Raw genomic sequence first — 12,266 nt, forward strand, 5'->3', positions numbered from 1 at the left:
TTCTCCCGGCGTACATCCACGTTCTGAAGGGGGAACCATGGGAGTTCAGGCCGCCGCGCCGAAAGAACCTCGGCATCTGCGAGCCACCACCGATGAAACCTCGGTGGCCTTCGACGCGCTGGACCGGCAGATCCTGGAGCTCCTCCAGAGCGACGGCCGTATCAAGCTGAGCGAGCTGGGGCGCCGGGTGCGGCTGAGTCCGGCGGCGGTCACCGAGCGGGTGCGGCGGCTGGAGACGGCGGGTGTGATCAGCGGCTACGGCGCCCATGTCGCCCCCGCCCGGCTCGGCTACGGCATCCAGGCGTTCATCCGGGTCAACCCGCACGGCGGCTACAACCTGAAGCACCCGAGGACCCTGGAGCTGATCGAGCGCCCCGAGATCACCGAGGTGCACCACGTGGTCGGCGAGGACTGCTGGATCCTCAAGGTCGCCGTCCGCGACACGGTCCACCTGGAGGAGGTCCTCGAAGCGGTCTCCGCGCTGGGCCGCACGACGACCTCGATCGTGCTCACCTCTCCCGTGGAGCGCAAACCGCTGTTGCCTTGACGTCGGGGTCAAGGCTTACGTTCGTACGTATGCGAATCGGCGAGCTGGCCGCACGGGCCGGGACCACGACGCGGACGCTGCGGTACTACGAGTCCCGGGGGCTGCTGCCCGCGCGGCGCGGCGACAACGGGTACCGGGCGTACGACGAGAGCGATCTGAAGCTGCTGCGGCAGATCAGGACGCTCCAGGACTTCGGGTTCGACCTGGAGGAGACGCGGCCCTTCGTGGAGTGTCTGCGGTCCGGGCATCCCGAGGGCGACTCGTGCCCCGCCTCGCTCGCGGTCTACCGGCGCAAGCTGACGGAGCTGGACGAGCTGATCGGCGAACTGCAGACGGTGCGGGCGCAGATCGGCGCACGGCTGGCGGCCATGGCCGGGGACGAACCACCGTTGTGCGAACTGGGAGGGCAGGAACTGTGATCGATGTGACGGACGCGGATTTCGCGGCGGAAGTGATCGGGTCCGAGATGCCGGTGCTCGTGGAGTTCACGGCCGACTGGTGCCCGCCGTGCAGACAGATGGGCCCCGTGCTGCGTGCCCTCGCCGCCGAGGAGGCCGACCGACTCAAGGTGGTGCAGTTGAACGTGGACCACAATCCGCTGACCACGAACGCCTACAAAGTCCTCTCGATGCCCACGTTCATGGTCTTCCGCGGCGGTGAGCCGGTGAAGTCCATGGTGGGAGCCAGGCCCAAGCGCCGGCTGCTGGAGGAACTGGCCGACGTGATCTGATTACGCATAACGAAAAAATCCCCTCGGCAATTGTGCCGGGGGGATTTCTTTGGTTACACTCAATGGTTCGCGACTTTACGGGAATTCGGTCGCAAGGAAGCTCGGTAGGCACAGTATATCGGCGTGGGAGTGGAATTGTCAAACAGCGGTGAAATTCGCGGTGAGCAGGAATTCATCGACACCCTGTACGCACGCGTGGACGCCCTGCGCGGTGACACCGAGACCGGTGTCACCGACGCGCTCGCCCAGGGCAACACGCCCATGCAGGCCCGCCTGGAGCGGGACATCCTGGTCGCCGAGCGCTCGGGGCTGCTGGCCGCGCTCAACGCGGTGGACGGCTCGCTGTGCTTCGGCCGGATCGATCTGATGTCCGGCACCAGTCACCACATCGGCCGGATCGGCCTGCGCAGGGACGACGCAGAGCGCACACCGGTCCTGATCGACTGGCGGGCCGCCGTGGCCCGGCCGTTCTACCTGGCCACCGGCCACACCCCGATGGGCCTGCGGCGGCGCCGGCACATCACCACCGAGGGCCGTGAGGTCACCGCCCTGCACGACGAGATCCTCGATCTGGGCGACGCGACCCGCACCGGCCACGAGGACCCGACCGGCGACGCCGTACTGCTGGCCGCGCTCGACGCCGCCCGCACCGGCCGGATGCACGACATCGTGCAGACCATCCAGGCCGAGCAGGACGAGATCATCCGGGCACCGCACCGCGGGGTGCTGGTGGTCGAGGGCGGCCCCGGCACCGGCAAGACGGCCGTCGCCCTGCACCGGGCCGCGTATCTCCTGTACGAACACCGTGAGTTGCTGGCCAAGCGCGCCGTCCTGATCGTCGGCCCCAACCCCGCCTTCCTCGGCTACATCGGCGAGGTGCTGCCCTCGCTGGGAGAGACGGGCGTGCTCCTCGCGACGGTCGGAGAACTGTTCCCCGGCGTGAAGGCGAAGGCGACCGACACCCGCGAGGCGGCCGCGGTGAAGGGGCACGCCGCGATGGCGGACGTCCTCGCCGCAGCCGTACGCGACTGGCAGTCGCTGCCCGATCCGGTGATCGCGATCGAGCACGAACGCGAGATCCTCATGCTCGACGACGACCTGGTGCGGGTCGCCCGCGAGCGCACCCGCGAGGCCGGACTGCCGCACAACGTCGCCCGCGAGCACTTCGAGGGCCACATCCTCAACACGCTCACCGAGCTGTACGCCGAGCGCGTCGGCACCGACCCGTACGACGGCACGAACCTCCTCGACCCGAGCGACGTCACACAGATCCGCGACGAGATCGCCGAGAACCGTGAAGTGTGGGCCGCCATCGACCAGTTGTGGCCCCGCCTGACGCCACAGCGCCTGGTCGCGGACTTCCTCGCCGACCCGGTGGGCTACCTCCCCGACGAGGACGCGGCCGCGATCAGGCGCCCGGTGACCCGGGCGTGGACGGTGGCGGACGTACCGCTCCTCGACGAGGCGGCCGAACTGCTCGGCGTGGACGAGCGGTTGGCGCGGGCACGGGCCGAGCGTGAACGGGAGACCCAGGTCGCGTACGCACAGGGTGTGCTGGACGTCTCCTACGCCTCCCGGACCTATGAGTTCGAGGACATCGACGACGAGGACTCCGAGGTGCTGTCCGCGCACGACATCATCGACGCCGAACGGTTCGCCGAGCGACAGGAGGAGGACGACCACCGCAGCGCCGCCCAGCGCGCGGCCGCCGACCGGACCTGGGCCTTCGGGCACATCATCGTCGACGAGGCGCAGGAGCTGTCGCCGATGGCCTGGCGGCTGCTCATGCGGCGCAGCCCGACCCGCTCGATGACCCTGGTCGGCGACCCCGCGCAGACCGCGGAGGCGGCGGGCGTCGGCTCCTGGCAGAAGATCCTCGAACCGTATGTCGAGGACCGCTGGGACCACACCCGCCTGGGCGTCAACTACCGCACGCCCGCCGAGATCATGGAGCTGGCGGCAGCCGTCGTACGGGCGGAGGACCCGGACTTCGAACCGCCGAGCTCGGTCCGTTCGACCGGCGTACGGCCCTGGGTCCGCGCCACCGACGACCTCCCCGGCGCCGTGGCCAAGGCGGTCGAGGAGCTGACCCCCGCCGAGGGCCGGCTCGCGGTCATCGCCCCACGCCATCTGCACACCAGGCTGGCGGCGCACCTGGACGGGGTGACGGCGGGCGCCGAACCGGACCTCACCCGGACCGTCGTACTCCTCGACCCGCGTCAGTCCAAGGGCCTCGAATTCGACTCCGTGCTGGTGGTCGAGCCGGGGCTGTACGGCACGAGCGATCTGTACGTGGCCCTGACCCGGGCCACCCAGCGGCTGGGGGTGCTGCACACCGGACGACTGCCGAAGGCGCTGGCCGGTTAGGGCGAGGGTGCCTTGGTCGTCGTCGTGGAGTGGGTCGGGTGCAGCGACGGGGCGAGGGGCTCCAGTGACGCGCAGAGGGCGGTCGGGAAGGCCGGCTCCCTGTCCCGCACGTCCTGGCAGCCCCCCTCCGCGGTGCGGAAGAACGGCTTCCAGCCCGACTTCTCGGCCTTGAAGAACCAACGGTCGCCCAGCCGCGAGGTGCAGGCCCCGCTCGTCGTGTCACCGCAGACCGGGCCCGTGCGCCAGGAGAAGTCCAGCACCAGCCACTTGCCGTCGCAGTGCTCCGCGTCCCGATAGGTGTGCGCGGGTGCGCCGACCGCTTTCAGCGCCTGCTCGTAGGAGGCGACGGTGCAGCCGGTGGCCGCAGGAGTGCAGCCCAGGTCACCGCAGAGCCGTAGCGCGGGCAGGTGGGCGCCCTCGGCGGTGAACACGACATCCATGCCGACCACCAACTCCCGCTCTCCCAGCGGCTCGGGGAGCTTGACCCGGGTCTTGGCCGTGGCCGTCCCGGTGCAGCCGGAGCGTCTGTCGCCCGCCGGCGAGGTGTAGGTGACCTGGACCCGCACGCTGTTCCCCACGGGTTCGGTGAGCACCGCCTTGAGGTTCCGCACGCACGGGTTCGGGCCGCTGGGCACGTCCGCGGCGATGGTCACCGTGCGTCGGTCGGTGCCGAGAGTGGCGCCGGTGATCCGGATGGGCGCCGACAGCGTCCACGGTAGCCCGGTGACCGGCGCGGACGCGGTGGCCGACGGCGAGGTCTCCCGGCCGGCCACCTGCGTTCCGCACGCGCCGAGCAGCAGTACGGCGACAGCGCAGAGCAGGGCGGCCAGGACCGCCCCGCGCGTGCTTCCGGATCGCATGGGCCCGCAACTCCCCCGTGGAGCACCGACGTGGACCCGGACCACTCTACGGAGTGCCGCTCCCCGCTACTCGGGCCGTAGCCACAGCGTTGCCAGGGGCGGCAGCGTCAGGGTGATGCTGGCCGGGCGGCCGTGCCAGGCGGTCGCCTCCGGCTTGATGACGTCCGGGTTGGTGAGGTCGCCGCCGCCGTACTTGCCGACGTCGGTGTTGAGGGTCTCGTGCCAGGCGGGGATGGAGTCGGGAACGCCGAGACGGTAGTCGTGGCGGACGACGGGCGAGAAGTTGGAGACGGCGAGGAGGGGGGTTCCTTCGGCGTCGAGGCGCATGAAGGCGAAGACGTTGTCGTCGGCCGCGTCTCCCACGATCCACTCGAAGCCGGCGGGGTCCGTGTCCCGCTGCCACAGGGCCGGGGTGTGGCGGTAGACGATGTTGAGGTCGCGGACCAGGTCCCGCACCCCGCGGTGGTCCGCCTCCGCGCCGTACGCCGGATCGAGGAGCCACCAGTCCGGGCCGTGCGCCTCCGACCACTCGGCGCCCTGGGCGAACTCCTGGCCCATGAAGAGGAGTTGTTTGCCGGGGTGGGCCCACATGAAGCCGAGGTAGGCGCGGTGGGTGGCGCGTTGCTGCCACCAGTCGCCGGGCAGCTTCGACACCAGGGAGCGCTTGCCGTGGACGACTTCGTCGTGGGAGATCGGCAGGACGTAGTTCTCGCTGTAGGCGTACACCATGGAGAAGGTCATCTCGTGGTGGTGGTACTTGCGGTGGATCGGCTCGTGCTGGACATAGCCCAGGGAGTCGTGCATCCAGCCCATGTTCCACTTCAGGCCGAAGCCGAGTCCGCCGAAGCCGCCGGGGCCGATGTGGTGGGTGGCGCGGGTGACGCCGTCCCAGGCCGTCGACTCCTCGGCGATGGTCACCACGCCCGGCACCCGCCGGTAGACCGTGGCGTTCATCTCCTGGAGGAACGCCACCGCGTCCAGGTTCTCCCGTCCGCCGTGCTCGTTCGGCAGCCACTGGCCGGGCTCGCGCGAGTAGTCGAGGTAGAGCATCGAGGCGACCGCGTCCACCCGCAGCCCGTCGATGTGGAACTCCTCGCACCAGTAAATGGCGTTGGCGACCAGGAAGTTGCGCACCTCGCGGCGGCCGAAGTCGAACTCCAGGGTGCCCCAGTCGGGATGCGCGGAGCGGAGCGGATCCTCGTGCTCGTACAGGGGCCGCCCGTCGAACTCGGCCAGCGCCCAGTCGTCACGCGGGAAGTGGGCCGGCACCCAGTCCATCAGCACGCCGATGCCCGCCTCGTGGAAGGCGTCCACCAGGTACTTGAAGTCGTCGGGGGTGCCCAGGCGGGCCGTCGGGGCGTAGAAGCCGGTGACCTGATAGCCCCAGGAGCCGCCGAAGGGGTGCTCGGCGACCGGCATGAGCTCGACGTGGGTGAAGCCGAGGTCCTTGACGTACGCCGGGAGCTGCTCGGCGAGTTGACGGTACGTCAGTCCCGGTCGCCAGGAGGCTAGATGGACCTCGTACACCGAGAACGGGCCCTCGTGCGCCGGGGTGTCCGCGCGCCGCTCCAGCCACGCGGCGTCGTGCCACTCGTGATGCGAGGCGTGCACGATCGACGAGGTGTTGGGCGGGACCTCCGTACGGCGGGCCATCGGGTCGGCCCGCAGGGTCTTCGAACCGTCCTGCCGGGTGATCGCGAACTTGTACAGCTCGCCCTCGCCGATGCCGGGCACGAACAGCTCCCAGATACCGGACGAACCGAGGGAGCGCATCGGATACCCCGTGCCGTCCCAGAAGTTGAAGGTGCCGGCCAGGCTCACCCCGCGCGCGTTCGGCGCCCACACCGTGAAGCGGGTGCCGGGCACGTCCTGGTGGGTCATCGGCTCGGCGCCGAGCACCGTCCACAGCTGCTCGTGCCGGCCCTCGCCGATCAGATGCAGGTCCAGATCGCCCAGCGCGGGCAGGAAACGGTACGCGTCCTCGGTCTCCTGGACGCTTCCCTCGTACGCCACGAGCAGCCGGTACGCGGGGACCTCCCGCAGTGGCACCAGGCCCGAGAAGAACCCGTCGCCGTCGTCGTGCAGCTCCGCCCGCAGGGTTCCGGCGACGACCGTGACGGAGAGCGCGAACGGCTTGAAGACGCGGAAGGCGATGCCGCCGGGCACCGGGTGGGCGCCCAGGACGCCGTGCGGGTCGTGGTGGGTGGCGGAGAGGAGACGGTCGCGGTCGTGGGCGTCGAGGGTCGGGGAGGCCGCGGGTACGACGGGCTCGGGCTGCGCCGGGAGCTTCTTGGCGGGCGTCTTCTTGGTGGGAGCCTTCTTCGCCGTGACCTTCTGGGCGGCGGCCTTCTTCGCCGCCGGAGCCTCCTTCTTCGCGGTGGCCTTCTTGGTGACCGCCTTCTCCGCGGCTTTCTTCACGCTCTTCGCGGCCTTCTTGGCCGACTTCTTCGGATCCGAATCGCTGGACGGGGGGCGCGGGGTCACGGGTGGAGCCTCCTCGGCTGTGCGGGTCAGATCAGATCGGATGTGGCGTACCGCTCGATCGCGGCCATCGGGACCGGCAGCCAGTCGGGGCGGTGCCGGGCCTCGTAGACGACCTCGTAGATCGCCTTGTCCGTCTCGTAGGCCCGCAGCAGCACGGGGTCGGTGCGCGGATCGGCCCCGGCGACCTCGGCGTACCCGGAGCAGTACGCGGCCCGGCAGGCGTGGGCCCAGCCCGGCATCGGGGGATCGGCCGAGAGGGCGGCGTAGTCGAAGGAGCGGAGCATGCCCGCCACGTCCCGCGTCGGCGGCTGCGGCATCCGCCGCTCGGGCAGCGGTTTCGACGGCTCGCCCTCGAAGTCGATCAGTGACCACTGCCCGGCGGGCGAGCGCAGACACTGGCCCAGGTGAAGATCGCCGTGCACGCGCTGCGCGGTCCAGGTACGGCCCTCAGCGGCCAGCTCGGCCAGCGCGGTGAACGCCGAGTACAGCCCCGGGGTGTACGGGCGCAGCGAGGGCACCGCCTGCACGGCCGCCTCCAGGCGCTCGATCATGCCGTCGACCAGCAGCTGCAGCTGGGCCGCGCCCAGGGTCACCGAGGGCAGCGCCCGGGCCAGCGCGGTGTGCACCTCGGCGGTGGCCCGCCCCAGCGCCCGTGCCTCGGCGGCGAAGTCCTCCCCCTTGGCCAGCTCGCGCAGCGCCAGCTCCCAGCCGTCCGCCGCGCCCTGGACGAAGGGCTGGAGCACACCGAGGACGTACGACTCCTCGTCGAGGTCTTCGTGCAGCCACGCCGTCGGCGCCGGTACCCGCGGGCAGCCTTCGCGGGCCAGCGCCAACGGCAGCTCCAGGTCGGGGTTGACGCCGGGCACGATCCGGCGGAGCAGCTTGAGGATGAACGTATCTCCGTAGACCACCGACGAGTTCGACTGCTCGGCGGTCACCATGCGGGGCACCAGACCGGGCCGGATCTCCTGGCCCGGGTCCCGTTCGAAGCGCAGCCCGCCGATGCGGGCCTGGGTGCGCAGCGCCTCCAGGAGCACCTCGGCGGGCCGGGGGTCGTACAGGGCCTCGTACACCGTGCGTCCGGCGAGCGGGCCCTCTTCCATGTGGCCGATCAGCGCGGGCGCCAGATGGGGTGGCAGCGCCTCGCGCACGCCTATGAGGAGCTGGTAGCAGTCGCCCGAGGTCATGGGCTGATGGGCCCGCACCAACAGGTGGTACAGGCCCAGCCTGCCGTCGACGGGAAGCAGTTCGGTGGCCGCGACCAGCGAGAACCCGGTGACCGGACGGCCCTTGCCCGCGAACCACCGCTGCCGTGGCAGCCACTCCCGCAGCAGTGGATCAAGTGACGCAAGAAGGGCGGGACTTGTCGTGGCAGTACGGGTGACGGCTTCCGACATGGCGTCGCGTCCTTTCCCCGGGTGGGCGGGGTGTTACTGATGCGTGCCCCGGGCGGGACGGGGGAAACCGTCCCGCCGGGCTTCTAGAGGGCTTCCTTGCGGAGGCGGAACCAGTAGAAACCGTGCCCTGCCAGCGTCAGCAAGTACGGCAGGTCCCCGATGGCCGGGAACCGCACCCCGCCGAACAACTCGACCGGGTGCCGCCCGTTGAACGGGCTCAGGTCCAGCTCCGTCGGCTGTGCGAAGCGGGAGAAGTTGTGCACGCACAGGACGAGGTCGTCCTCGTACTCGCGCAGGAACGCGATGACGGCGGGGTTGGACGACTGGAGTTCGGTGTAGGAGCCGAGGCCGAAGGCGGGGTTCTGTTTGCGGATCTCGATCATGCGGCGGGTCCAGTGCAGCAGCGAGGAGGGCGACGACATCGACGCCTCGACGTTGGTGACCTGGTAGCCGTAGACCGGGTCCATGATGGTCGGCAGATAGAGCCGTCCGGGGTCACAGGACGAAAATCCTGCGTTGCGGTCGGGTGTCCACTGCATGGGGGTGCGGACGGCGTCGCGGTCGCCGAGCCAGATGTTGTCGCCCATGCCGATCTCGTCGCCGTAGTAGAGGATCGGCGAGCCGGGCAGGGAGAGCAGGAGCGCGGTGAACAGCTCGATCTGGTTGCGGTCGTTGTCGAGCAGGGTGGCGAGCCGCCGCCTGATGCCGATGTTGGCGCGCATGCGGGGGTCTTTGGCGTATTCGGCCCACATGTAGTCGCGTTCCTCGTCGGTGACCATCTCCAGGGTCAGCTCGTCGTGGTTGCGCAGGAAGATGCCCCACTGGCAGCTGGACGGGATGGCGGGGGTCTTGGCGAGGATTTCCGAGACGGGGTAGCGCGATTCCCGGCGCACGGCCATGAAGATGCGGGGCATGACGGGGAAGTGGAAGGCCATGTGGCATTCGTCGCCGCCGGACTGGTAGTCGCCGAAGTAGTCGACGACGTCCTCGGGCCACTGGTTGGCCTCCGCCAGCAGCACCGTGTCCGGATAGTGCGCGTCGATCTCCTTGCGGACCCGCTTGAGGAACTCGTGGGTCGCCGGAAGGTTTTCGCAGTTGGTGCCCTCTTGCTGGTAGAGGTACGGCACCGCGTCGAGGCGGAAGCCGTCGATTCCCAGGTCGAGCCAGAACCGCAGTGCGGAGGTGATCTCCTCCTGGACGGCCGGGTTCTCGTAGTTGAGGTCCGGCTGGTGGGAGAAGAAGCGGTGCCAGTAGTACTGCTTGCGGACCGGGTCGAAGGTCCAGTTGGAGGCCTCGGTGTCGACGAAGATGATCCGGGCGTCCTGGTACTGCTTGTCGTCGTCGGCCCAGACGTAGTAGTCGCCGTAGGGGCCGTCGGGGTCCTTGCGGGACTCCTGGAACCACGGGTGCTGGTCGCTGGTGTGGTTCATGACGAAGTCGATGATGACGCGCATGCCGCGCTGGTGGGCGGCGTCGACGAATTCCACGAAGTCGGCGAGGTCGCCGAACTCGGGCAGGACGGCGGTGTAGTCGGAGACGTCGTATCCGCCGTCACGCAAGGGGGACTTGAAGAAGGGCGGCAGCCACAGGCAGTCGACGCCCAGCCATTGCAGGTAGTCGAGTTTGGCGGTGAGGCCCTTGAGGTCGCCGACGCCGTCGCCGTTGCTGTCCTGGAAGGAGCGGACGAGCACCTCGTAGAAGACGGCACGCTTGAACCAGTCGGGGTCCCGGTCCTTCGCGGGAGTGTCCTCGAAGGTGTCCTGGACGGGCTCGTTGACGATCATGTTGTGGGTGACCCTCCGGTCTGCGGGGTGGACGGTCGCAGGACGGTGAGGATGTGCGCGGGGCGAGTGCCCGGTTCGAGGCGCACATAGTTCGCCCTGCCCCAGTGATAGGTCTCGCCGGTGAGCTCGTCGCGCACCGGCACCGACTCGTGCCATTCCAGGCCGAGTTGCGGCATGTCCAACGAGACCGTGGCCTCCTGGGTGTGGTGAGGGTCGAGGTTGGCGACCACCAGAACCGTGTTCGAGCCGCTCCGCTTCGAGTACGCGATCACCGCTTCCCGGTCCGCGTGGTGGAAGTGGAGATCGCGCAACTGGCGCAGGGCGGGGCTCGCTCGCCTGATCCGGTTGAGCTGCGTGATCAGGGGGGTGATGCTGTCGGCGGTTTCCCAGTCGCGGTGGCGGAGTTGGTACTTCTCGGAGTCGAGGTATTCCTCGCTGCCGGTGCGCAGGGGGGTGTTCTCGCACAGTTCGTAGCCGCTGTAGATGCCCCAGGTGGGGGAGAGGGTGGCGGCCAGGACGGCGCGGATCTCGAAGGCGGGCCGGCCGCCCTGCTGGAGGTAGGCGTGCAGGATGTCGGGGGTGTTGGCGAAGAAGTTGGGCCGCATGTAGGCGGCCGCCTCACCGGACAGCTCGGTGAGGTACTCGGTGAGTTCTTCCTTGGTGTTGCGCCAGGTGAAGTAGGTGTAGGACTGCTGGAAGCCGATCTGTCCCAGGGTGTGCATCATGGCCGGGCGGGTGAACGCCTCGGCCAGGAAGATCACGTCCGGGTCGCAGGCGTTGATGTCCGCGATCACCCGCTGCCAGAAGACGACCGGTTTGGTGTGCGGGTTGTCGACCCGGAAGATCCGCACGCCGTGGTCCATCCAGTACCGCAGCACCCGCAGCGTCTCCGCGATCAGGCCGTCCATGTCGGCGTCGAAGGCGATCGGGTAGATGTCCTGGTACTTCTTCGGCGGGTTCTCCGCGTAGGCGATGGTGCCGTCCGGGCGGTGGTGGAACCACTCCGGATGCTTCTGCACCCACGGATGGTCGGGGGAACACTGCAGGGCGAAGTCCAGAGCGATCTCAAGATCGTGCCTGCGGGCCTCGGACACGAACCGGTCGAAGTCCTCGATCGTCCCCAGATCCGGATGGATCGCGTCGTGCCCGCCCTCCGGAGAGCCGATCGCCCACGGCACCCCGACGTCCTCCGAAGCGGCCGACAGGGTGTTGTTCGGGCCCTTGCGGAAGGTCGACCCGATCGGATGGATCGGCGGCAGATACACGACATCGAAGCCCATCCCGGCGATGACCGGAAGCCTGCGCGCGGCCGTCCGGAAAGTGCCGTGCGGGTGCTCCGGCGTGCCCTCGGACCGCGGGAAGAACTCGTACCAGGCCCCGTACAGCGCCCGCTCCCGCTCCACCAGCAGCGGCAGCACCTCCGAGACCGTCACCAGATCCCGTAGCGGATACCGCGCCAGCACCGCGTCCACCTCGGGCGTCAACGCCCCCGCCAGCCGCGCCGCGGCCGGGCGGGTCTCGTCCCGGAGGGCCGCCACGGCGGCGCGGATCACCTTGCGCAGGCCCTCGCCCTTGGGGACGCCGTCGGCGGCCCGCTCGTACAGGCGCGCACCGTCCTCCAGGACGAGGTCGGTGTCCATGCCCGCCGGGATCTTGATCTGGGCGTGGTGGCGCCAGGTGCTGATCGGATCGCCCCAGGCCTCGATCTGGAAGGTCCAGTGCCCGGGTTCGCCGGCGCTGACGTCGGCGCCCCAGCGGTCGGTGCCGGGGGCCAGTTCGCGCATCGGCGTCCAGGGGCCCGGGCGGCCTTCGGGGTCTTTCAGTACGACGTTGGCGGCGACCGCGTCATGGCCTTCGCGGAACACGGTGGCCGAGATCTCGAAGGTCTCGCCGGTGACCGCCTTCGCGGGCCGGCGTCCGCGCTGGACGATCGGACGGACGTCGAGGACGGGTATGCGCCCGATGCCGTCGCCGGTGGAGGGTGGCTCCGGAGGCGGTGGCTGGATGTCTGCCGAGTGCTGCTCGGGGGGTGTCTCGGTGCCGGCCGTCGGGGGTGCTGACGAGTGGTGCGTGGCGGGCATGACCGCTCCTGTCCGC

Annotated in this window: 9 protein-coding genes; 4 read left to right on the forward strand and 5 right to left on the reverse strand. The window is 69.7% G+C overall.

Annotated features, from left to right (window positions below):
- Positions 1–37 precede the first annotated feature (37 nt).
- The 4 genes from OHU89_RS34125 (at position 38) to OHU89_RS34140 (ending at position 3,644) form a co-directional block, all read left to right on the forward strand.
- Complete coding sequence (locus OHU89_RS34125) at positions 38–547, forward strand: Lrp/AsnC family transcriptional regulator (RefSeq protein ID WP_266887865.1); 510 nt, start codon at positions 38–40, stop codon at positions 545–547.
- A 29-nt stretch (positions 548–576) separates the two neighbouring features.
- A complete protein-coding gene (locus OHU89_RS34130; protein ID WP_405648681.1) occupies positions 577–966 on the forward strand; it encodes a MerR family transcriptional regulator in 390 nt (129 codons plus the stop codon).
- Complete coding sequence (locus tag OHU89_RS34135; RefSeq protein ID WP_266887862.1) at positions 963–1,277, forward strand: co-chaperone YbbN; 315 nt, start codon at positions 963–965, stop codon at positions 1,275–1,277. Before OHU89_RS34130 ends, OHU89_RS34135 begins: the two co-directional genes overlap by 4 nt.
- 153 nt (positions 1,278–1,430) lie before the next feature.
- Entirely contained in the window at positions 1,431–3,644 is a 2,214-nt protein-coding gene (locus tag OHU89_RS34140; RefSeq protein WP_405654778.1) for a HelD family protein, read from the forward strand.
- Here the strand turns inward: OHU89_RS34140 and OHU89_RS34145 are convergent.
- From OHU89_RS34145 to OHU89_RS34165, 5 genes are all read right to left on the reverse strand, one after another.
- A complete protein-coding gene (locus tag OHU89_RS34145; protein WP_405648684.1) occupies positions 3,641–4,504 on the reverse strand; it encodes a hypothetical protein in 864 nt (287 codons plus the stop codon). The two genes, OHU89_RS34140 and OHU89_RS34145, sit on opposite strands and share 4 nt — an antisense overlap.
- A gap of 66 nt (positions 4,505–4,570) precedes the next feature.
- Complete coding sequence (glgB, locus tag OHU89_RS34150) at positions 4,571–6,988, reverse strand: 1,4-alpha-glucan branching enzyme (RefSeq protein ID WP_405648687.1); 2,418 nt, start codon at positions 6,986–6,988, stop codon at positions 4,571–4,573.
- Positions 6,989–7,014: 26 nt separating this feature from the next.
- Complete coding sequence (locus OHU89_RS34155; protein WP_405648689.1) at positions 7,015–8,385, reverse strand: maltokinase N-terminal cap-like domain-containing protein; 1,371 nt, start codon at positions 8,383–8,385, stop codon at positions 7,015–7,017.
- A gap of 83 nt (positions 8,386–8,468) precedes the next feature.
- The gene (gene treS / locus OHU89_RS34160; protein WP_266887856.1) at positions 8,469–10,169 is read right to left on the reverse strand and encodes a maltose alpha-D-glucosyltransferase; all 1,701 of its coding nucleotides are present in this window, start codon (positions 10,167–10,169) and stop codon (positions 8,469–8,471) included.
- Positions 10,166–12,250, reverse strand: a complete 2,085-nt coding sequence (locus OHU89_RS34165; RefSeq protein ID WP_405648693.1) for an alpha-1,4-glucan--maltose-1-phosphate maltosyltransferase — start codon at positions 12,248–12,250, stop codon at positions 10,166–10,168. Before OHU89_RS34165 ends, treS begins: the two co-directional genes overlap by 4 nt.
- Between the last annotated feature and the right edge of the window lie 16 nt (positions 12,251–12,266).

The organism is Streptomyces sp. NBC_00019 (assembly GCF_045041015.1).
Taxonomy (GTDB): Bacteria; Actinomycetota; Actinomycetes; order Streptomycetales; family Streptomycetaceae; genus Streptomyces.